This is a genomic window from Streptomyces sp. NBC_01520 (assembly GCF_045040375.1).
Classification (GTDB): Bacteria; Actinomycetota; Actinomycetes; order Streptomycetales; family Streptomycetaceae; genus Streptomyces.
Genome location: NZ_CP109406.1, coordinates 16,415 through 36,918 on the forward strand (window position 1 = coordinate 16,415; position 20,504 = coordinate 36,918).

A 20,504-nucleotide genomic window follows, 5' to 3' on the forward strand; every position below is an offset into this window, starting at 1 on the left:
TCCTGCGTGGTGCGGGGATCTTCGGGAGAGTTCCTACAAGGGGCATCCGCCACCGGCCCAGGCTGCGCCGATCGGCCAAGTCCACGTGACGATCAAGGACAACGGCGCCGCCCGCCGTGGAGCTGGCGGGCGGCGCCGTTGACGGGCTGAAGGTCGGGGCTGCCGATGGCGAAGATTCCGTAGTAGGCGGAGATCACCTCAGGAAAGATTCCCCTTACCTAAAAGATCGGTGCTGCTTACGCAGCTCGCTCTCCGCTTTCTCTCTCTGTTCTGGAACTGCATGAGCTAAAAGCTCAAGCCATGCCTGTTGTTCACCAAAAGTGTGCACATTACAGCCTTTTAGGTATGCAATCAAAAGGCGTGGAGTTACTGACCTACTCCCTTGAAGGGCAGAGCCGAAACTAGAGTGAGAGTATAGCGAGATAACCGAAATCTCCCGCAAGGAGATCGAACGGAACGCCTTCAAAGAGCGCATGGAAATACGTAAATCCGCCTCTGTTTCTGCTCTACGGGGAGGCGTGATCAACCCCGTACGCGTCCACCTTTCCCAAACTGCGGGCCACGAGGCAACACGTCTCTGAGCGGGATTTAGAGGTAGCGAGTAGCCAGCGTCATCCACATCATGGATCACTTGCTCCCGCAGCTGCCGACGCATTTCTTCCCACTTTGCACGCCACTGCTCCAAGCTGCCGCCGAAAAGTGCAACGTATGCTTCTGTCACTCTCCAACTAGGAACATTCCTCCCGTTTGTCGCCTGCGACAGCGCAGCTACAGAAACGCCCGCCTTTGATGACATCTCGACAAGAGTTGGGTCTCCAGCTTTAGATCTCAGAGCACGTAAAGCCTTGGCGAATTCATGGAGGTTTCTGTTTTCGTTGGACACATCTTTAGTTGGCCTGGCCACATCTACCCCTTTAACCGCTGGCGGGTCAGGTGAATGCACTACCTCACTTGACCCGCCAACAACAGCTGACTGGTGCGACTACTACCGGCGGAGCTCAGCCAAGGCACAGAACGCCTGAATAAGCGCAGCGATAGCTGCAATCACCTGCGGTTCCGGGCGATCGAACGGCACACGGAAGCCCTGGGTTGAGAGTGGGCGAAGACTCCGGAAGGGGAGCGGGCCAGCTAGTGGCGGCTTGATAAATGCGTGGATGAACATGGCACCTCAGTTCGTGAAGGGAAATGACCGCTTCCCTGACCCGTATCGGACTGCCCTCAGTTGGCGCTGAGAGTGCGGCAGCGGTTTCATCCTTGCTTACCGGTCGAACCATGTCTATCCGCTGTGTACAGATTCTGAACAAGTTATTCAGGAAACGTTTCACTGATCTTGACGCGCTGTAACCAAATTAAAGAATAGACAACACAAACATCCAGGTCAGGACCCTCTTTTTCAGATACTGTCAACAAAAAGGAGGCGAGGACGGCACCTTCGGTGCTGGATGAATTAGATTCTGTGCCATGCTGAAGGACCATGCCTCGTTGCGTGGGACTTTTCTTGATCATCAGGCACCTCAGTCCTGACCCGGACCGCTTGACGACTTGAGAATGGTTCGCTGTCTGTTGGCGCAGACTGCGTGAAAGGGTCGCCCTCGGGCGGCCCTTTCTCATGTTCTGCCGGGAGCAACCGTGAGCGACTACCTCAACCGCACCCGCTCCGGGCCGTCTCGTTGGAGGCGTGGGCCAGCACGTGGACATCGTTAGCCGGCGTTGATGTCTGGTCGGTGTAGGCGTCCAGGTCCGTGAAGTGGCGGTCGGGGCCGAGGACGGTTCTCGGTGGGGGTCAGAGTGGAAGGGGTATGCCGAGTTCCTGCATGGCGGTGGAGGGTGGTCCGCCTTCGGAACGTTCGGTCTTGTAGCCCTTGGTGCCGGCTGCCAGGGCGCGGGGGTCGACGGCTTCTGCGGGGGCGCCGGTGGCGTAGAAGCCTTCGGGCTGGGTGTCGCGGTCGTGCGGGAGGAGCCAGAAGACGCGGCGGCGGAAGGTTCCGGAGGAGCGGGAGGCTTTGGCCTTCGGGCCCAGGAGGGCGTAGCCGATCATGCGTCCGTCACGGTGGTAGGGGGGCTTGCCGCGGCGGGTGGGCAGGCGGTCCAGGCTCTGGCGGACGTAGTCGAGGTCGGTGGTCTCTTCGAGCCAGACGAGTTCGATCTCGTGGCTGATCTCGTCCTCGGTGATCAGGGAGCTCATGTGGTCGCCTGCCTCTCCTGCTCGGGGAGCAGTCCGATGCCCGGGTAGTACTTGCGCTGGTTGGAGAGGATCATTTCCTTGGGGGATGCCAGGCTGGCGAGTTCGCGGGCTCGGGCGGCGAAGGGGCGATAGTCGGCATCTTCCTGATGGGGGATCGCCCCGTCCTGGTGCCCCGCCTGGCCCGTTACCTGGCAGCGCGCCTTCCCCTCGCCCGGCTACGCCTCGAGGCCGGCGAGCCCACGCCCACCCAGCCTGGTCAGACGGTGGCCGTGACGTCGACCGCGGAGACAGTCTCCGTGCGGGTGGCCGCCTTGAGCTCCATGCGGCGCTGCACCAGGCTCTCGCCGGAGAGCGACTGCCAATACGCGTGCTCGGCCACGGTCATCGATAGGGCCAGGCACTCCTGGCGGAGCCGGTGGACGGCCGCCTTCTGTTCGTCGGTCCATCCAGGCGACGGCGGCTTGCCACCCGTGATTTCGCCGGTGCGCGAATGCTCTCTCCCGGGCCAACCGTCGTGCGGATCCACCGACCAGGGCAAGCTACGCCCGAGAGTCACGAGCTCCGTGGTGGCCTGGTGCAGACGGATCTGCGCGGTGCGTAGATCATCAGGGAACGGCGCCTCGACCACCGCAGGCTGCGGGGCAGAGGGCTGAGGCGGGCGGGTTGCTGACGCCGACGTCACTTCTTGTCGTGGGGCCGCGGCCTGTGCTGGGATCGACAGGAGGGGCGCAGTGTGGGAGGGCATGGCGGGCGTCGCTGTGTGTGGCCGGCAGGTCGGGGCCCGGCGGCTGGCCCCGGAGGATTTCTGATCGTGGTCTTCGGTCTCCGCGGATGGAAGTACGGGCAGGCCGTTGTTGAGGTCTGCGTACCGGTCTCGGTCCCTGTCGGTGACCCAGAACCGGTGGGTTCGTGATCCGCCTCGGAACTCGACGGGAACGATGAGCCCCGCTGCGGTTTTTCGCACCAGGTCGTCGAAGAAGACGTCTCGGGGCTTGGGTGTTGTGTGCGTCTTTCCGCAGCGGCTCTGGGTGTCCGGGCACCGGTACAGGGCACGGACATCACACTTCCAGAAGTCGAGAACACGGAAGCCAGAGACGACGCGCAGGTCGCCCGACTTCGCGATGACATCCGCGGGAAGATGGTCGCTTCGCGTCCAGTGGACATCGTTGCGGCTGGCGTAGTCCCCGCGATCGGTATGCCACGCCGGAGTGATCCCGTGCTTCGCAGCCCGGCTCGCCCGGGCGCGGACGCTCCGAGGCCCCTGAACCCCAGCGGTGGACAGTTGCACTTCCCACCCGATCCGGAGCCCGCCCTCCCCCTGAACGAGCGTGTCGGTCTGGATCCACGACCGTGGCCCCACGCTCGTCCTCACCTCGTTGTCCGCAGAGAAGCCGCCGCTCTCAGCGGCCCGCACAATCCGCTCCTGGTACGCCTTGTGCTCGTCCGACAGAGCCGCGTGGTGGCGGTCTTCGTCCTCGGCGCGCTCGTGCACAGCTTCACGACGCCCGTTGGCCCGCATCCGCAGGTACATCCAGGCAGTGACGCCCGCCTTCCGGCACACCCCACCACACTGAAGGCCCCGCTCGGCCACGGGCACGTTCCTCGCCGCGTACAACCGGTCCGTCTGGTAGAGGGTCTCCCATAGGTTCGGCAAAGTTTCATGCCCGAGATCGTCGCGGGTCAGATCGAGCTCGATACCGAATTTCGTGTGCCAGACAATGTTCGCCAACACGCACCGCCTTCAGCTTCGGAGGGGCTTCCCCTGAAGAAGGTAGAACCATGCACTGACAATTCGTCAGGCACAGGGATCAGCCGTACGATTTTGGCCAACGGGTTCGTATCGGGCGGTAAGAGGGCGACGCGTGCAATGCCTGGACGCCGTCCTACACCGGCAACTCAAGAACCTGCCGCATCAGCCACGTCGCGGACGCTGCAAGGCAGGCCGCATCGCTGTTTCGGGGCGACGCACCGCCGGGCGGCCGATGCGCGCGGACGGTCCGCCCTCGAGACTGAACGTCTTGTCCACTGCCAGGCCCGCCAGAGCTCATACAGGAAGCAGGACAGGCGCCGGGGCGGCGGCCGGGCAGGGCGTGGGTCCGCGACCGGTTTGGCTGCCGCGGACGTCACTGGGCTAGCGGTGCCGTGATGTGAATGTGCTGTCCAGTCTGCGAGCGGTGTGCAACGCGTATCGCGGACAGTTGACCCTGATGCTTTTACGATCTTTTCACCATTCGGTCTCCCGACTCCAGGGTCGGCTACAACAGGGCAGGCGCATGTACTTCGACCCGCGATCTCCTCAACAGTTCTTCGAGGCCCTGTTGCAGGCCCTTCCCAACGGCTGGGGCGGGATGTGCACGCAGCCCCATGGAGAGGAGGACGAGTACGAGGAGTTGCGGCTGAAGGACTTGGCATGCGACGCACGCGCCTGGGGCAAGTTCCTGCACCCCTGGGAGGTCACGCCGCCGGGTGAGTGGATTCTGATCGGTACGGAGGGCGAGGACTGGTCCCCGCGGTATGGCGCCACCATCGGCCAGGTGGAGGGCCCTGGTGGGGCGTCAGCGCTGTTCCTGTACTCGCCGGGCAGTTCTGTTGATGACATTGGTGAATTTGTCCGTCTGCCCGCCACCACCACGCCGGAGGGAGTCGCCCATGCTCTGTGCCAGATGAGCCGCGCCGCCGACCGGCGCGTGGTGGAGTTCCTCCTTCGCGAGTGCACCAAGGACTCGCGCCAGTCGACTGGGTGGTTCCCCGGCAAGCGAGTCGTCGTCCTCGATTTTGAGACCACTGGTTTGGATCGGCATCATGACCGGATCGTGGAGGCCGCCTGGTTGCTGGCTGACAGGAGGGCTTTGGCCTGGGACAGCGTCCTCATCAATCCGGCTATACCGATACCTCATGATTCCTACGACATCCATGGCATAGACGACGAGACAGTGCGTCGCCAAGGGCGTGATGCCCGCGGCGCTATCGACGAGGTGACGGGAGCGGTCGCCAAGCACATCATCGACGGCGCCACACTGGTCGTGTTCAACTGGGACTTCGACCTGCCGTTTCTTGACGCTGAGTGCCAGCGGCACGGGCTGCCCACCCTGGAGAGCCGGGTCGGCAAGCTGATTAAAGCCGTGGATCCAATGCTGATTCACCAGCGGGTCAGTCGCAGAGGCAGCAGCAAGCTGGCACATCTCGCCGCCATTCATTCCAGCGGAAACACTGCGGCGCACAGCGCTCTCGGGGACTGCCTGGCCACCTGGGACGTACTTGCTCACCTCTGCCGCAACCAGAAGAACGCCATACTGCGCCGTGCTTTTGGCAGCCGCGGCGCCCAAGGCGAAGAACTTCAACTTTCCCACCTCCTCTCCTTCAGCTGACCGGACGGAGTAGGCAACACGAAGCAGACGCGGAGAACGGGCTACGCAAAGTGGCAGTGCCGGAAGCAGTACGGGCGCAGGCCCGCACCGTCTGTTGAGCATCGCTTTAGCCCTCTTCTGCCCCCGGGCGGCTTCATCCGAGGATCGCCGCCGCCCGGGTGAAGGCGCCGCGCGGCAAGTTTTCGCAGCAGCGCCTGCAGCGTGTCTTTCAGGTCTGAGCCATGTCGACGAAGCGCGAGTAGTGCCCCTGGAAGGCAGTGGTGATCGTGGCCGTGGGCCCATTGCGGTGCTTAGCAACGATCAGGTCTGCCTCACCGGCGCGAGGGGAGTCTTTCTCGTAGGCGTCTTCGCGGTGGATCAGGATGATGAGGTCGGCATTGTCCTCGATGGCACCAGAGTCACGCAGGTCGCTGATCGCGGGCCTCCGGTCGACCCTCTGCTCGGGTCCACGGTTGAGGGTGGAGATGGCAACAACGGGGATCTCGAGTTCGGTGGCCAGCAGCTTGAGGCAACGGGAGATTTCAGAGATCTCCTCGTAGCGAGACGACAGCTGCCGAGTGCCGTAGTTGAGCAAGTGCAGGGCGTCAACGACGATGAGGCGGATGTCGCTCTGCGCACGCAGGCGCCGGCAGTGGGCCCGAAGGTCGGTGAAAGTGGCGTAGGTATCGTCCTGGATGTAGAGCGGGGCGTCGCTGAGGACCGGAATTTTCCGGGCTACGCGGGTCCAGTCCTCATCAGTCATGGATCCGGAGCGCATGTGGTGCAGGGCTACCCGTGCCTCGGCGGCGAGTATCCGCATGCTGACCTCGTTCCGGCCGGCTTCCAGGGTGAAGAGTGCTGCGGGGAGCTTTTGCGTGATGCAGGCGGAGCGGAGGAGGTTCAGTGCCAGCGTGGATTTTCCCATCGCCGGACGACTCGCGAGAACGATGAGATGCCCGGGGTACAGCCCACCGGTCAACGCATCGAGGTCGGTGAAACCTGTCGGGATGCCGGTGCCGCCAGAGTTGGCGGCTTCGAGTTCGTCCAGAACGCCCTCCATCACGTCGCCGAGGCTTTGTGAGGGTGGGAGCCCTGTACGTCGGCGGGCGGTGGCCGCGAAGATTTCTGCCTGCACGGCGTCGACGATCCGATCGACATCTTCTGCGGATCCGTCGTCGGCCAGGTTCTCGATATGGACCGCGGCCTCCTTGGTACGCCGCAGGACCGCCAGAGCCTGGACACGTTCAGCGTGTTTGAGCCAGCCTTTGCCGCGTGAGGTGCCGCTCGCAAGCGTGCGCAGGTAGTCGTGGCCGCCGACCTTCTCCAGCAGTCCCTGCTTCTCGAGCACGCCACCAACGGAAACGAGATCAGGAGTCTCGCCGCGTCCGTACACATCCAGGACGGCGGTATAGATCAGCTCGTGCGCCGGCCGGTAGAAGTCGTGGCTGTGAAGGACTTCGACGGTGTCGGCGATCGCCTCCGGGGAGAGGAGGAGTGAGCGCAGGACTGCTTTCTCCGCGAGAAGATCATGAGGCGGTCGTGCCGTGTCGGCGTCATCCGCGGTCAAGGTTTCATCCCTCCAAGTTGAATGCTGGCTGGTGAGTGGGCTGCTCAGCGGGACTGCCCTTACATTCGGCGCGCCCGCTCAGCCTGAGCTCGGAACAAAGCTTTGGACCGCACCCTGCTCTGCCCCGTCTCTTCCTCGCTGCGGTCGTCAGCGCTGAAGGCTGGGAACAAGTGGTCTGGTTCGCGTGGCATCTGACGGGCTTGCCGCTCCGTAGCCTTCCGCAGCTGAGGGCTTCCACTGCTCTTCGCAAGAGCTTCGCGTTGAAGAGGGCGACGGGCGAGGTCGGCAGCCGGACTCGGGGACGTTTCTGCTGGCTTGGGATGCAGAACCTTCAGGGTTCGCACGGTCCCTTCACCGAGCTCCTGGTTGAGTCTGGCGACCAGTGGGCCGGCAAGCAGCCGCATTTGAGTCGCCCAGGCGGCGGAGTCTGGCTGCACCACCAGCTCGCGAGTCTTCTGGTCGAACCGAACTGGAGACACGTGGTTCGCAAAGAGCCCGACGGTGCGAGCCCACTGCCGGAGTACCGCCGTGTATCCGTCAGACATCCACCCAGCCTGAGTCGCGAGTTCGTAGAGGGCGGTACGCAGCAGAACGCTTTGGGTTTCCCTCTTTCGGCGGGCCGGTACAAGAGCCCGGGAGCGAGGCCGTCGAGCGTTTTCACGCGCATAGCGCAGTGCCAGGAGTGCCAGGTCGGTCTGTCCGCTGACCGCTCGTGACAGCGGACCATCCGCTGGCTGATTCACGGCCTTCTCCCGTCCTCTTGTCGTCCTCTAAGACAGTCTGGCTTCAGGGGCTCGAGGTCGTGATGGTTTGCTCCATTTTCACGCCTGAGACGTGTGGCTCCTGCCGTCTCTCCTTCTGGTCTGAGCAGGCCCAGTACAGGCGGTGGTGATGCGCCGTTAAGGGAGCGCAGGGACTTCGACCACGAGAACAGGAGTCGTTCACCGCTGAGTCCGGAAGGCACCTCAAAGCCGGCCACGTCGATGTTCACCAGCAGGGAGGCCCCCGGCGGCACCCCGTTGGTACAGGGTCGGCCAGGGGCACCTGACAACGCCGGTGGAGGGTGCCGGTAATACCTCCGCCGGTTTCGCTACGCCATGAGTTTGTGCAGGGCAAGCACCGTCGCACCTGCGGCACCGAGCGCGGACAGCGGGCCTGCCAGGCTCAGGACGAGGGCGCCCGCCAGGACGCCGGCGAGCAGGATGATCGCCCAGCGCTGCGGCAGGGGCTGGGGGTTATGGGAATCTGCCACGTATGTCCTCCTAGAGGAGCTCCTCGAGCAGGCGGCCCCGGATGGACCCCGGTGCCGTTCGCGTCTATACGAACGACTGACCGCCGAGCCCGCGTTGAGCGGGCCTGAAGTCCATGGTGAGGGGCCTGGAAGAGCCTTCGCCGGGACGTGATCAACGTTTTGATCCGGGTAAAGGCTGTCATTGACAGCCTTTACCCGGATCAAAACGGCGGGATCAAAAACGCTAATCTTCCTTCGTGGCTGATGCACGGGAGACGAACGAGCGCAGACTGCGCCGGCTGCAGCAGATGCGGAGGACCGACTCGGTCACCAAAGCGTCTGATGCCCTGGGCAAGATCTGGAAGGCAGGGAGGGAGCCGGACTCGATCGTCCTGCGCAGCACTTTGCTGTGGGCCGACGGGGACCGGTCGAGACTCACCAAGCTGGTGCTTCCGCGAGGGATAGCACTGCGCTTCTACCTGCTGGCGGTCTTCGAGGCGCAGTGCCGGCTGGACACAGGAGACCTCTGGCAGAACGCTCGCCCGCTGGCCGGGACCGAATCATGGCCCGCCCTCGTGGCCATCGACGGTGCGTACGACACCGCGTCGGGGACGTACGACGCCGCGCTGCAGAGCATGCCTGCGGAGCTCCACGGTAGTGCGCGCGCGGAGGAGCGGTGGCGCGCGAGGAAGCTGGAAGATCTGCGGCTTCGGCAAGTCAAAGGAGCTTTGAGGACTCTGGAAGAACTCGGCCAGGAAGACGCCCTGGTCTCCGTGCCCCGGGGCACGCGCGGACAGCGGTTGTACGAGGAATTCTCGCTCATGGAAGAGGGCGGGCGGGGCGATATGCCGACCCCGGACCACTACTCCGTCCCCGCCCGTAGCTGGACAGCCGCCAAAACAATCACGCTGCCCAAGGACTTCTTCCTCAAGGGCTGGATCCAGGTGCTCAATCCTTCCGAGGTCGCCACCTGGCTCATCCTGAGAAGGATGAGCCAGTGGGCGCCCACGAAACACCGCCTGTCGGGCGTCTTCCTCACCACGCGGCCCCGCATGCAGATCTTCGGCCTGCGTGACGACGCCTGGGAGGACGGCTGTGGGCGCCTTCGCGAATTCGGTCTCATCCGCCCGGCCGAACCACCCGAGGGACTAGAAGCTGCCGTCGACGCGATCACGGACCCCCTGATAAGGGCGCTCTTCTCCGAGCCGACTCGTGTCCGCCAGGCTTACGAGCCGCACTTTTGGCAGATGACCGACAATGGGCTCACCGCGAACGCCGTGCAGACGCTCGACCGGGAACTCACCTATCGGCGAGAGAAACTCGCCGACGCCGCCATGAAGCGCATGCAGCACGATCCCGAGGGCCCCGCCAGCCATGCGTCGGCCGACGCGTGAGGTGCGCGCCGCACGCCGCTGCCCTGGGGCCGCACCCGGGTCAAGAGATGGGGCCGCAATGCGCGCCGTGCGTAGAAGCTGAGGCCGCGACCGTGCCGACGGGTCAGGCCGGTGCCGGTCAGACATTCGCTCGAACCGCTCAGGAGAATGCTTCGGGACCTTGAGTGCTTCGCGGATGGCCAGCCAGGTGCCGACCATCCGCAGTTGGGTCCGCTACCAGTTGACGGTCAGATGGCGTGGTGCTGGGCCCGAGCGGTCCTTGGCTACCAGGACGGCGACTTCGGCTGGGCCGGTCCGGTCAGCGAGCGCCAGAAGGTCTGCGTGATATTCGAGCTCGGCAGCAGCACCGAGGTCGTCGAGCTCCAGTGCGTGGTCTTCCCGCCGTGGCCGTTCAAGTCTGGCGATCAGCAAGACCGGAGGCGTGCCAAGGGATTCGGTCATCGCGATGCGCTTGAGCTCCTTGGACACCACTTCGATGTCGTCGGGTGAACTCACCCGGTACGGGCCGTCGTCGTCGTGCCGGCTCATGACCTGCAGGCGGTCGATGATGACGAGGGCGGCGCGTTCGCCGCGGTCGGCCATTTTCTGCAGGGTGTTCTCGATGTACTCCGGAGTCAGAGGCCGGCTGCGGTCGATGGTCAGGCCCGGGACGGGGTTGCGCGGGCTGAGGTCGGGGGCGAACATCGCCACTTTCCTCCCACGTGCGGCGTTGTGAACTGCGATGTCGTATCCGGCCTGGGCTTCCCTGCTGCGCGAGCGGGTGCCGAGGCAGGTGAAGTGCGCGCTGGACAGGTCGAGGGCTTCGTCCATTTCGGGCCAAGGCGTCATCTCGGTGCCGTTGGGCTCGTCGGTGCCGGAGATCTTGTCTGACCAGTACTGCACGGAGTATCGGGACACGTAGGAAGTGTTCATGATCTTCGCCCAGTGAGCGAGAAGCTCCTGGGTGGACGATGCATCTGCGTGTAGTCGTGTCGAGGTCTTCTCGTACCCGTCCGTGCCGACCAGGAGGGAGAAGCGGGGGTCGGCAAGCCGGTCGCGGCAAGGCTCGTCGTGGACGGGGAATGGGCCGAAGACCCAGTTCTCCGGGCGATCTTGGGTGACACCGGAGACGGTGATTAAGCCGCCGGTGTCCGGCTCCAGCGGTTCGAGGCAGACCGGGCAGTCGTACATGCTGTTCCTCTCGTGCGCGGGCCATCACTGGCGAGGGCCCGTTGATCGTCCAGGTGGGCGCCTGCGGGGCGATCTCCACCCCGAATGAAGGCGAGTGCTCGGTAGGTCAAATAGGCGGAGAGAGGCGCGTCCAGGCTCACGTAAAGGCCCGTCGGGTGCGCCGGGTGGATCAGGTGAGAGCCATGTCGATGAACCGGCTGTAGTGCAGTTGGTTGGCGACCGTGATGGTGGCGGTGGGTCCGTTGCGGTGCTTGCCGACGATCAGCTCGACTTCGCCGGCCTGGCCCGAGAACGGTTCGTAGGCGTCGTCACGGTAGAGCAGGACGACCATGTCCGCGTCCTGTTCCAGCGAGCCGGACTCGCGCAGGTCGAAGACCGCGGGCCTCTTGTCCGTCCGCTGCTCCGGGCCGCGGTTGAGCTGGGCCAGAGCCACGATCGGCACCTGGAGTTCCTTAGCGAGGAGCTTGAGCTGGCGGCTGATGGCGGAGACCTCCCGTTCCCGGGACTCCTGGCGGCCGGCGACGTTGACGAGCTGGACGTAGTCGATGACGACGAGGCCCAGGTCGGGCTGACGGGTTTTCAGGCGGCGCAGCTTGGCCTGGATCACGCCGAGGGTGCTGGCGCTCTCGTTGATGTAGAGCGGGGCGTCGGTGATCCGGGGCAGGGCGCGGGCGATGCGGGTCCAGTCCTCGTCGGTGGTGCTGCCGGAGCGCAGGTGGTGCAGGGCGACTTTCGCTTCGGCCGACAGCAGCCGCATGTTCAGCTCGTCGATGCCCATCTCCAGGCTGATGAACGCCGCCGGGATGTTGTTCATGATGGTGCAGTGGCGGGCAATGTCCATGGCCCAGGTGGTCTTGCCCATGCCCGGCCTGCCGGCGACCACGATGAGCTGACCGGGTCGCAGGCCGCTGGTGAGGGAGTCGAAGTCGGTGAAGCCGGTGGCCAGGCCGATGATGGCGCCGCTGTTGTCGGTGTCGACCAGGTCCAGGGTCGTTTCCATCGTTTCGCCGGGGGTGTGGAAGTCGTCGTCCTTGCCGGTGCCTTCGACGACGGCGGCGATTTCGGCGGCCGCGGCGGCGACGAGGTCGTCGGTCTCGCCCTGCCCCGCGTAGCCGGACTGGGTGATGCGGATCCCGGCGTCGACCAGGCGGCGCAGGATGGCCTGCTCGCGGACGATTTCAGCGTGGTATGAGCCGTTGGCGGCGGTGTCGACGGCCTGGACGAGGGTGTGCAGATAGGCGGCTCCGCCGACTCGTTCGAGCTGTCCCTGCTTGAGGAGTTCGGCACCGAGATGGATCGGGTCGCAGGGCTCTCCCTTCGCCCGCAGGTCCAGGACCGCCTGGTGGATGGCCTCGTGGGCGGGCTTGTAGTAGTCCTGCGGCTTGAGAATGTCCTGGCAGTCGATGGCGGCCTGCTGCGAGGACATCATGCTGCCCAGGACGGACTGCTCAGCTTCCAGGTTGTGCGGGGGCATCCGGCTGAACCCGCTGCTCTCCTCGCTGGCGGCGTCGTAGGTGTTCTGGTTGGGAATTACAGTCATGGGTGATCTCTCCCGAGGTCGTGCGGCGCCCGGGCCCGGCCAAGGAATCCGGGCGCCGCTCTCGTGTCAGCAGGGTCAGACGGCGGGCTGGCGCATCGCCGCGAGCAGACTCTCCAGCCGGTCCGTCTCCCCGGCCGGATCCGGCATCCGCACAGGGTCGGGGTCGCAAGCGGCCCCGACCGGTGGGTCCTGCGGTGCGACAGGTGCGGGCGTCCCGTCGTGCTTGCACAGGACGGCCCGGCCGTCGATCTCGTACTGCCCGTAGGCGTCGCAGACCGTGCACGCGTCGATGGCCTCCTGGCGGGCATTGCGCCCGTCGCGCTGTTGCCCGGGCGCCGTCTTGCGGCGGAAGGGAAGGCAACCGATGCGGTTGCGCTCCAGCACCAGCTCGTGGTTGTTCACACCGCCCGGGTTGGACATCAACTGGGCCAGCAGCACCTGGTCGAACTCCCACCCGCGCTCGATGACCCTGCCCGCGAGTAGCGGAGCCAGACGGGCCGCGCTTTCCGTGCCCAGCGCCCACGGTCCTGTCAGCGTCAGCAGGAACTCCCGCGCCCGCTCGACCAACTCGGCCGTCACACCCGACGGCAGCTCCACAGCGCCAGGACCCGCCTGTTGGACCTCCGGCAGGCTCGGCTGCTCCTCGCGGCCCAACGGCACGGTCTTGGTTCGTTCCTGCTCCAGAGCCTTGCGGGCGGCACGGTAGCGGGGCAGGTCCTCGATCCGCTCCCGCAGCACCGCCTGAGCACTGCGACGTGCCTGAGACCGGCGAGTCAGCTGCTGAGACAGATCCGAGCCCAGTCCCCAGCCCTGCGCGGCCACGGACTCCGCGAGCAGCGGACCCAGCTCGGTAGCCGTCTTACGCCCACAAGCCCACCGACCCGGCAGCTCTGCAAGGAACTCGACAGCAGCCGTGACCGCTGCTGCGTCTGTTGCCTGAGCGCCAGCCGCGACGAGGGTTGTGGAGGAGGACTTACGGGAGGAGGAATCCTCCTCCTCCCTACGGGGGGGAGTGGGGGGGGCGACATCGGATCCGCCGATTTCCGCCCGATCGGTCTGACCTGCGGAAACGTCCTCGCTCCGATCCGCCGGAATCCGCCGGATCGGAGCCGATCCGCCGATTTCCGCCCGATCGGTCTGACCTGCGCATACGCCGGTTTCCGCCGGATCAGAAATGGCGTCCGAGCCCCGATCTGCCGGTTTCCGCCCGATCGGCCTGACCTGCGGAAACGAGTCCCCGCCGTGACGGGTATAAGCAGCGTTGTTAGCGGGGTTGCGGAAGACGCGGAATTGCCACTCGGGGCGCTTCGTGGACGGGTTGTACTCCCGGAGGTGCTGCACGTGGCCGGCGGCCTTGAGCCGCTTCATGACTTCCCGCAGCCGCTTCTCGCCCATCTTCCAGCCCGACGTCTGGAACTCCTCAGACAGGGCCAGGACGCTGGACGGCCGCTGCGGATCCCGGAGCAGCAGTCGGAGCAGAACGCCGTAATCCTCTGGCTGGAGCCCTTCGGAATGGGCCAGGGCGAAGGGGACCACCACCTCTTCAGGCGGCTCCCAGGCCCTAACGACGGTGGTGCTGGTGAACGCGTCGCCAACAGGGAAATCACTCACGCGGCACCGCCCAAGATGAGCGGGGCACCAGCTGCGACAGCGGGCTGGGTGCGGGCGGAGTGCATCATCCGGTGAGCGGGCACCGGACGGTCGGGGAACAGACCTCGGGCTGCAGCCGGAGGCCGGCACCGAGGGCGGAACTGGTAGTGCATGTGGTGGATCTCCCCTTATAGGGGAGCCGTGACCAGCAGATGTGACCTGACAGGAGACTCAGATGGTGGCGATCCGCGACACGGTCCGCTTATTCTGGGTAGAGGTGACCACGCGGACCGATAGGTCCACGGGCATCACCCCCGGCGAGGTCACCTCACCGGACACGACTCGGGATGCTTGCAGGCTGCGAGTCGACGTATTTGCAGGTGGACGGTCCTCGTTGTGGCGACGAGGACCGTTTCTGCGTGTAGAGAGGCTTAGGCCGGGTTGTCCTCCATGCTTATTTCTGGGTGTTTCTTCGCCAAGCCTTGGAGGAGGCGCAGGTAGGCGGCACGGGATCGAGCTCGCGGTTCAGCCTGGCCCGTCTCCCAGCGATGGAAGGCGACGCGGCTCACTTCCAGCGCCTCCGCGACTTCCGCTTGGGTGAGGCCATCTGCCCGCCGCAAAGCCGCGCGCGCCGCCGGGGGAGGCAGGTTCGGTCGCGACAGCAGAGCTTCAATGGCGTCCATGTGTACTCCTTAGTGCCACTGAAACTATACATGGATCTTTGCTTCTTTGTGTGCCCTGCGGTAAGTGGTGAGTGTTCTTTGCGGTCAGTCACTGACCACCTCGCAGCTCGCGGAGATGAGCGACGAAAGCCTGGGCTTCTGACGCATGCGAGTAGTGGGACTGGAGGGCCTGACCGAGGTCAGCGGAGACCATCGCCAGCGACGGCAGCGACCGTCGACTGCCTGTGAGAACCCTTTCCCCGAAGCCGAGCGCGGAGTCCAGGTCGCCTTCGCGGGCCGCGACTACGCCCAAGGTGACCCGGGCCTCCGCGATCCGCATGGGCGAGCGTTCTGTCCCGTCGAAGTCCGTTCCGGCCCGGATTACTTCGTGAGCCAGCTACTCTGCGAGACGGTTCTCGCCGACCTTGCGTAGCGCGTCCATCCGGTAGAAATCCCACTTGGCAGGGTCCACGACGAAGTGGTCCTCGATGTTCTCCGGGTACGGCAAGCGCTCCAGGAGCTGACGGCCCTGGTCTAACGCCACCTCGGTCTGAGTCCGGTCCCCCAGCCGCGCCCATGCTTTCGCCTTCTGCGCGTGCAGCTGCACGGCAACGCTCTCATTTGGCGCCACGGCAATGCCGGCCTCTGAAGCCGCAATAACGCCACGGTAGTTGCCCCTCGTCAGCGCAAACCATGCTCGCATCTCATGCGCCCACCCCTGCACGCTCAACTCCCCGGCCTCCCGGCCGAGCATCAGCGCGGCCTCCGCATCGCGAGGTCGGCCGGAGTCGTACTCGACGCAGCCCACCAAGAGCGAGAGCTTCCCGGCGAGCGCGATGATCTCGCGGTGCTGTGCCAGGCTGACCCGCTGGTGCTGGAGGCCCACGACGCGGGCCAGCCACGCCTTGCCCTCCAGCAGCAGTTGGTCGGCGGGCATATATGCGTACTCGCAGCACAGTCGATCCGCAGTAATCCGCAGCGCATCCAGGGTGGCCACGTCGATGTCGGAGGCACGTAGCCGAGCGATGATGTCCACGGTGTCCATGCCGCTGACCTGCAAAATCTCGGCTCGCCCGTCACGGCGGCCCCGCTCGGGGAAGAAGGCACTCGTCGTCGTGTTGAAGACGGCGGCGATGGCGGACCGGTACTTCGTCGGCTGGGCGTCGCCGCGTTCCCAACGCTTCCACTGACGAAGCAGGTCCTGCTCGCTGACCTCTTGGTCATCGGGGAGTCGGGCCATCAGCGCGCGTGTGGCGTCGGCCTGCGACCAGTCGCGGGCCGCGCGCTCCTCGACCATCCGGCGCGCCCAGTCGGGACGTTCATCCATCGCCGATTCCTTCCCCGTACGGTCCAGCGGCGCATCCTGCGCCCCAACAAGGTGCTGTCAGCGGAGCGGAAGCCAGCCTCTCCGCGGGCGAGCATGGCACGCACCCATGTTCGCGCGGAGGTGACAAGTGGCGGTGACATTCCGAATGTCACCGGCCGATGTCACTTTGCGCAGTCGCACTACCCGAGCACGGTCATGGTCACTGAGCGCCAGGAGTTGCGTATGGGAGGTCGTGGTCAATGAGGACCGCCAGAACTTGCATGGCGAAGCTCTGCCAGTACGTGCGCCGCATCTCCGTCGTAAACGATGTGCGGTTCGTCGGCGGTGGGCGTCTCGAAGCGGTTCGCATGCCGAAGCAGGTCGTCCTCGCTGAACGAGATGCTGTTCGCGTCGACCAGCGACTTTGCGTTGCGCTTCCGGATCCTTTCCCAGCGCACCTCGTGAGGCGCAGGCAGGTAGATCAGTACGGGCTCGCCGCCGGCTTCCATGATGGTCGCCGCCCACAAGGCACGCTCTTCCCGTGTCCAGAACCCGTGGTCGACTACAACTTCGTGTCCGGCCGCCAGGAGTTGCTGTACCTCCAGGGCGATGTCCTTGAGGACGGGCGCCTCCCGGACAAGGAACTCGCCGCGGGGGAAGTCGCGACCATAGTGTCCGTAGCGGCGGAACATTTCCTCGTCAGGGCAGAGACGCCGGAAGCCGGCATCCTCCAAGGCGCGGGCGAGGGTCGTTTTTCCGGCACCCTGCAGACCAGTCATGAGGATTGCGCGGGGCGCAGGCCCCTGGTGACCGGACAAGGCTGTGGAGATGCGGCTGATCTCGAATCGTCCTTCCAGAGTCAGGGTGTCGGCGTGCTCAGCGCGAATGAGCTCGCCGTGGCGTGCTTCGAGGCAGCTGATGAGGGTGTCGTCCAGGAGTACGGCGTCGCCGGCGTTCACCGCAGCACCTCGGACGTGGTGCGTCGCGTGCGGCCAGGAGCGCCCAGGTCTACGCCGTACTCGAGGAGCTGGCCGTCGACGTCCAGGAACCTGGCGGTCAGTACCAGGATCGCTGCGACGGTTTCGGCGTCCAGCTCCAGGAGCTCCAGGTCCTCCTTCGTAGCGATGCGAGCGGTCTCCTCATCTATGCGCTGTTCAACCTGGCGCCCGGTGGCTTCAGCGATGAGGTCCAGCGACAGACCGCCCTTGAGGCGCTCGCTGCGCGCGAGCTCGGGCAGCACCCGGGCGAACTCCGCCGGGATCCAGGACGTTGAGTGGGAGACGATCCCGTGAGCGTCCCGGTAGACGCGGCTCCGGCGAATCACGTCGTCACCAGGGTCGATGCCGAGCACACGCGCGACGTCCTTGGGGGCCGGCACCATGCCAGCGGTGTGGCCGGAGGACTTCTCGCCCACGCCCCACGACGATTTCGTCTTGCTGCTGCGGTCGTGACGTTCGGACCCCGATGCGAGCGACACGGGCCGCGCCATGACTTCGGTGCCGACGCCCGGGATGCCGTGGACCAGCTTCTCGTCCCGCAGCAGCTTCATGGCACGGTCGGCCGTTGCAGTGCTGACGTTCCACTGATTTGCCAGGGCTCGGATGCTGGGCAGCAGGTCGCCTGGCGCGAGTTCCCCGGAACCAATGAGGTTGCGGTAGTGACCCGCGATGCGCGCGTACGGCGGCCGGTTGTCGGCCCTCGGTTGCCCTGGCATGGCGCCTCGCCTCCTTCATTTCCGTCTAGGTGCCTCACTATACCGCTTGACACCTGAGGGTACCTGAGGCAACCTGATGTATGTAAGGCGGTGGGCCTCACGGAACACCGAGTAATCCACCGTAGGAAGTCGTCCGCCTCGTAAGAGGGGGGCCGGGGTTGATGGCACCAACAAATCCCCCGGGTTCTCGACTCTCTACTGCACGTCGCAGCGCTATGCGCTGTCCGTCCGTCAGGACGCCGGGGTCACCCGCGCGGCCTGACGGGCGGAGAGAGCACCGCGACGCAGCCTCTCCCCCTTCGCACATGAGGAGTTCCCGCATGTCCATCACCGCCGCGATGCCCACCGCCAAGGAACGCCCCCGCCGGACCCGCACGAAGCGGGTCAGCGCCCTCCCCGCCCTCAAGCTCTCCGAGCTCCCGCTCCATCACATCGACCTTCGCAACCCGCTCAAGGCCGTACTCGTCTGCCAGGACTGCGAGACCTGGGTGCCGATCACCGGCATGCAGAGCAAGGTCCAGAAGTTAGTCCCGCACCACACCGGCAAGGCCCACATCGCCGCCGCACTCCACTGCCGGAGCAGCAACCGCCGGATCGAGTTCGACATGACGATCCCCGAATGGCGCCGGGCCTTGACCGACGCCGTGAAGGAATCCTCCAGTCGGACGGCCACCACAGTGCTGCCCAAGGCGTTCAGCCCGCAGACCGACAGAGCCCTGCGAGCTCGTGCCGAGCGCACGTCGGCTGGGCGCCTGGTCGACTGGAATGCAGTGCTGTCCCGCGTGGCCGTTGCCGACAAGAACCGTCGGGTGATGCCCGCTGGTGACGTCTCGGCGGAGGGACCCGAGGTCCCGCTGGAAAAGCTCCGCCCCCAGCGCTCCGCGCGCTAAAGCACCCGCACGAACGACCGCAGCCCCGGCCATCCCGAGCGATCGGGGAGGCCGGGGCTGCGGCTGCTCGTACAGCAGCCCAGGGCCACCGGCCCTGAACGCGACGAACCCCCGGGCGGGCATGCCTGGGGGTTCGTCTTCGCAGCTCACCCTCTGTCGAAGGGCAAACGCGCATGCACAGGATGACATCCACTCAGGCCCGGCACACGCGCCGGGCCGTACTCCAGGCCGCGGTCGACGCCGGCGCACGCTGCGCCAGTGCTGACCCGGACCTCTTCTTCCGCGCCGACGACGAGGGGCTCGCCGCTTGGCGGGCCCGCCGTACCGAGGCGATTAGCCTCTGCACCGGCTGCCCCGTACGGGCCGCGTGCGAGGAACTCGCCCTGCGCGACGGCGACGGACGGCCCGACGCCGATGAGATGGTGCGCGCCGGCCTGACCGGCCGCGAGCTCGCCGCCGTCCGCGCCGCCCACGCCGAGCGCCTGGCCGCCGCGGTCGACGCGGACCGCGACACCGAGGGCCGCCAGCTCGACACGCTGACCACCCGGCTCCACACCGAAGCGGGTACGAACCCCGACTCCAACCGCAACGGCGGAGTCCGCTCGATGGCCGCGAGGACCGCCGCCCAGAACGACCGGCTCCGCGCCCTCGCGGCGCAGATCCGGCAGATCCGCACCGCCCGCCGGGCCCGCGCTGGTTGGGGGGTAGCGGCATGAGTATCTCCACCCTCACCGAACTGCCCGTGAGGACCAGGGCGGAGCAGCGGCTCGGCAGCCACCTCATCCGTGTGGTCCGCGCGGCTGACGCTCGCATCCCCGAGGGCCGGCGGGCTCCGCGTACTGCGGCGGAGATGCGGGCCCGGATCAACATCGCCGCGAACCAGGCCTGTTCCTCCTGCGGCGGCACCGGCGGTCGGATCGTGGACACCAGCGGCGACGGGGTGTCCCGGCAGAACTGGGAGTCCTGCTCCTCCTGCGGCGGATCGGGGGTGGCCCGATGACCACCTGCTCTTCTTGTAGTGGCTCCGGACAGCAGATGGTCACCGTCTGCCACGTCGGCGCGGACGGCACCCCCTACCAGGGTGTCGAGATGCAGTCCTGCCAGCCCTGCGGTGGCACCGGCCAGCGGCAGGGCTGAGCGCTGAACGTCCACATACGTGCCGCCCGGACCGCCCAGCGCCACGCGGTCCGGGCGATCACCTCACTCGGGTTGCTCCACCCGCTCACCCTCGCCCTCCTGGCGGCCGCGGCCACGGCGGCCGCCAGGGCGTGGGACGCGGGCCACCCCGTCGCCGACATCCACCCGCGCACCGCTGAGAGGCACCACCCCCGATGGCCGATGACCTGCACACCCGCTACATGGCCGCCGCCGACACCTGGCGTACCCACCGGGCGGGCTGCACCACCTGCCAGCACGGCACCCCCTGCAAGACGGGCGCCCCGCTGAACGAGCGGTTCGCCCGCCTTCAGGACGCCTACCTGAACTCCCGCCGCACCTGACCCGATCGGAGACCAGATGCTCACCCTCGATCAGTACCGCGACGACCACGGCGACCCGACCACCTGGATGCCCGCCGACATCGACAGCTACCTCGTCATCGGCGAGATCGCCCCGCCTCAGCCGCTCCCCTACACGTACGTGGAGATGCAGAGCATCGCGGCGGACTACCAGCGGTCCGCCGACGACCAGAAGACGATCGCCGACCGCCTGGCGGCCGAGGGGCACGACACGGCGGCTGGCATCTGGCGGCGCGGCGCCCGAGGCGCCCGCGAGCTCGCCGCCGCCGCCCGCATGGGCTGGCCCGCCTTCGAGGCCCACCTCAACGGCTGGTGACAACGGTCTGCAGGTTGCCTGAGCCGCGAAGCCCCACCCACCGATCCACGGCGGGGTGGGGCTTCGCGGTGACGG

Annotated in this window: 19 protein-coding genes and 1 pseudogene; 7 read left to right on the forward strand and 13 right to left on the reverse strand. The window is 66.1% G+C overall.

From position 1 onward, the window contains the following. Positions 1-214: 214 nt before the first annotated feature. The 3 genes from OG524_RS36830 to OG524_RS36840 form a co-directional block, all read right to left on the reverse strand. Positions 215-943 (reverse strand): helix-turn-helix domain-containing protein, encoded by a 729-nt coding sequence (locus OG524_RS36830; RefSeq protein ID WP_405812580.1) that lies wholly within the window; start codon positions 941-943, stop codon positions 215-217. Between the two features lie 840 nt (positions 944-1,783). Continuing rightward, entirely contained in the window at positions 1,784-2,185 is a 402-nt protein-coding gene (locus OG524_RS36835; protein WP_331764258.1) for a DUF6009 family protein, read from the reverse strand. A gap of 256 nt (positions 2,186-2,441) precedes the next feature. Further along, positions 2,442-3,914 carry a hypothetical protein gene (locus OG524_RS36840; protein ID WP_331764260.1) on the reverse strand — a complete coding sequence of 491 codons (1,473 nt, stop codon included), beginning with the start codon at positions 3,912-3,914 and terminating at the stop codon, positions 2,442-2,444. Positions 3,915-4,458: 544 nt separating this feature from the next. On the opposite strand from OG524_RS36840, the gene OG524_RS36845 reads away from it, so the two are divergent. Then, positions 4,459-5,553 (forward strand): 3'-5' exonuclease, encoded by a 1,095-nt coding sequence (locus tag OG524_RS36845; protein ID WP_331764261.1) that lies wholly within the window; start codon positions 4,459-4,461, stop codon positions 5,551-5,553. Between the two features lie 208 nt (positions 5,554-5,761). Here the strand turns inward: OG524_RS36845 and dnaB (OG524_RS36850) are convergent, their stop codons facing one another. From dnaB (OG524_RS36850) to OG524_RS36860, 3 genes are all read right to left on the reverse strand, one after another. After that, positions 5,762-7,099, reverse strand: a complete 1,338-nt coding sequence (gene dnaB, locus OG524_RS36850) for a replicative DNA helicase (protein WP_331764262.1) — start codon at positions 7,097-7,099, stop codon at positions 5,762-5,764. A 59-nt stretch (positions 7,100-7,158) separates the two neighbouring features. Further along, entirely contained in the window at positions 7,159-7,842 is a 684-nt protein-coding gene (locus tag OG524_RS36855; protein WP_405812581.1) for a DciA family protein, read from the reverse strand. A 347-nt stretch (positions 7,843-8,189) separates the two neighbouring features. Beyond that, on the reverse strand, positions 8,190-8,351 hold the full coding sequence (locus OG524_RS36860) for a hypothetical protein (protein WP_331764263.1): 162 nt from the start codon (positions 8,349-8,351) through the stop codon (positions 8,190-8,192). Positions 8,352-8,587: 236 nt separating this feature from the next. Here OG524_RS36860 and OG524_RS36865 point away from each other — a divergent pair, with 236 nt between their 5' ends. Then, positions 8,588-9,724 carry a hypothetical protein gene (locus OG524_RS36865; protein WP_331764264.1) on the forward strand — a complete coding sequence of 379 codons (1,137 nt, stop codon included), beginning with the start codon at positions 8,588-8,590 and terminating at the stop codon, positions 9,722-9,724. 213 nt (positions 9,725-9,937) lie between these two features. Here OG524_RS36865 and OG524_RS36870 read toward each other — a convergent pair whose 3' ends face one another. From OG524_RS36870 to OG524_RS36900, 7 genes and pseudogenes are all read right to left on the reverse strand, one after another. Then, positions 9,938-10,894, reverse strand: coding sequence for a DnaB-like helicase C-terminal domain-containing protein (locus OG524_RS36870; protein ID WP_331764265.1), 957 nt, complete (start codon positions 10,892-10,894; stop codon positions 9,938-9,940). Positions 10,895-11,063: 169 nt separating this feature from the next. Continuing rightward, the gene (gene dnaB / locus OG524_RS36875; protein ID WP_331764266.1) at positions 11,064-12,434 is read right to left on the reverse strand and encodes a replicative DNA helicase; all 1,371 of its coding nucleotides are present in this window, start codon (positions 12,432-12,434) and stop codon (positions 11,064-11,066) included. A 75-nt stretch (positions 12,435-12,509) separates the two neighbouring features. Beyond that, positions 12,510-14,045: a hypothetical protein gene (locus OG524_RS36880; RefSeq protein ID WP_331764267.1), complete on the reverse strand. Its 1,536-nt coding sequence runs from the start codon at positions 14,043-14,045 to the stop codon at positions 12,510-12,512. Positions 14,046-14,455: 410 nt separating this feature from the next. After that, positions 14,456-14,707, reverse strand: a complete 252-nt coding sequence (locus tag OG524_RS36885) for a helix-turn-helix domain-containing protein (protein ID WP_331764268.1) — start codon at positions 14,705-14,707, stop codon at positions 14,456-14,458. 88 nt (positions 14,708-14,795) lie between these two features. Beyond that, a pseudogene (locus OG524_RS36890) lies at positions 14,796-16,013 on the reverse strand (XRE family transcriptional regulator). Positions 16,014-16,249: 236 nt separating this feature from the next. Next, positions 16,250-16,951, reverse strand: a complete 702-nt coding sequence (locus OG524_RS36895; RefSeq protein ID WP_331764272.1) for an ATP-binding protein — start codon at positions 16,949-16,951, stop codon at positions 16,250-16,252. Beyond that, positions 16,948-17,706 (reverse strand): GntR family transcriptional regulator, encoded by a 759-nt coding sequence (locus OG524_RS36900; protein WP_331764273.1) that lies wholly within the window; start codon positions 17,704-17,706, stop codon positions 16,948-16,950. Before OG524_RS36900 ends, OG524_RS36895 begins: the two co-directional genes overlap by 4 nt. Positions 17,707-18,026: 320 nt before the next feature. On the opposite strand from OG524_RS36900, the gene OG524_RS36905 reads away from it, so the two are divergent. The 5 genes from OG524_RS36905 (at position 18,027) to OG524_RS36925 (ending at position 20,429) form a co-directional block, all read left to right on the forward strand. Next, on the forward strand, positions 18,027-18,596 hold the full coding sequence (locus OG524_RS36905) for a hypothetical protein (RefSeq protein WP_331764275.1): 570 nt from the start codon (positions 18,027-18,029) through the stop codon (positions 18,594-18,596). A 182-nt stretch (positions 18,597-18,778) separates the two neighbouring features. Beyond that, a complete protein-coding gene (locus tag OG524_RS36910) occupies positions 18,779-19,312 on the forward strand; it encodes a WhiB family transcriptional regulator (protein WP_331764276.1) in 534 nt (177 codons plus the stop codon). Next, positions 19,309-19,596 (forward strand): hypothetical protein, encoded by a 288-nt coding sequence (locus OG524_RS36915; protein ID WP_331764277.1) that lies wholly within the window; start codon positions 19,309-19,311, stop codon positions 19,594-19,596. The genes OG524_RS36910 and OG524_RS36915 overlap by 4 nt, the downstream gene beginning before the upstream one ends. A 331-nt stretch (positions 19,597-19,927) precedes the next feature. Next, positions 19,928-20,095, forward strand: a complete 168-nt coding sequence (locus tag OG524_RS36920; RefSeq protein WP_331764279.1) for a hypothetical protein — start codon at positions 19,928-19,930, stop codon at positions 20,093-20,095. A gap of 16 nt (positions 20,096-20,111) precedes the next feature. Beyond that, positions 20,112-20,429, forward strand: a complete 318-nt coding sequence (locus tag OG524_RS36925; RefSeq protein ID WP_331764281.1) for a hypothetical protein — start codon at positions 20,112-20,114, stop codon at positions 20,427-20,429. Positions 20,430-20,504 lie beyond the last annotated feature (75 nt).

Excerpts from the sequence above, each read along its gene's own strand:
- OG524_RS36920 (WP_331764279.1), top strand. The coding sequence starts at position 19,928 with ATGGCCGATGACCTGCACACCCGCTACATGGCCGCCGCCGACACCTGG.
- OG524_RS36845 (WP_331764261.1), top strand. The coding sequence starts at position 4,459 with ATGTACTTCGACCCGCGATCTCCTCAACAGTTCTTCGAGGCCCTGTTG.
- OG524_RS36900 (WP_331764273.1), bottom strand. The coding sequence starts at position 17,706 with ATGCCAGGGCAACCGAGGGCCGACAACCGGCCGCCGTACGCGCGCATC.
- dnaB (WP_331764266.1), bottom strand. The coding sequence starts at position 12,434 with ATGACTGTAATTCCCAACCAGAACACCTACGACGCCGCCAGCGAGGAG.
- OG524_RS36915 (WP_331764277.1), top strand. The coding sequence starts at position 19,309 with ATGAGTATCTCCACCCTCACCGAACTGCCCGTGAGGACCAGGGCGGAG.
- OG524_RS36910 (WP_331764276.1), top strand. The coding sequence starts at position 18,779 with ATGACATCCACTCAGGCCCGGCACACGCGCCGGGCCGTACTCCAGGCC.
- OG524_RS36925 (WP_331764281.1), top strand. The coding sequence starts at position 20,112 with ATGCTCACCCTCGATCAGTACCGCGACGACCACGGCGACCCGACCACC.
- OG524_RS36905 (WP_331764275.1), top strand. The coding sequence starts at position 18,027 with ATGTCCATCACCGCCGCGATGCCCACCGCCAAGGAACGCCCCCGCCGG.
- OG524_RS36835 (WP_331764258.1), bottom strand. The coding sequence starts at position 2,185 with ATGAGCTCCCTGATCACCGAGGACGAGATCAGCCACGAGATCGAACTC.
- OG524_RS36885 (WP_331764268.1), bottom strand. The coding sequence starts at position 14,707 with ATGGACGCCATTGAAGCTCTGCTGTCGCGACCGAACCTGCCTCCCCCG.
- OG524_RS36870 (WP_331764265.1), bottom strand. The coding sequence starts at position 10,894 with ATGTACGACTGCCCGGTCTGCCTCGAACCGCTGGAGCCGGACACCGGC.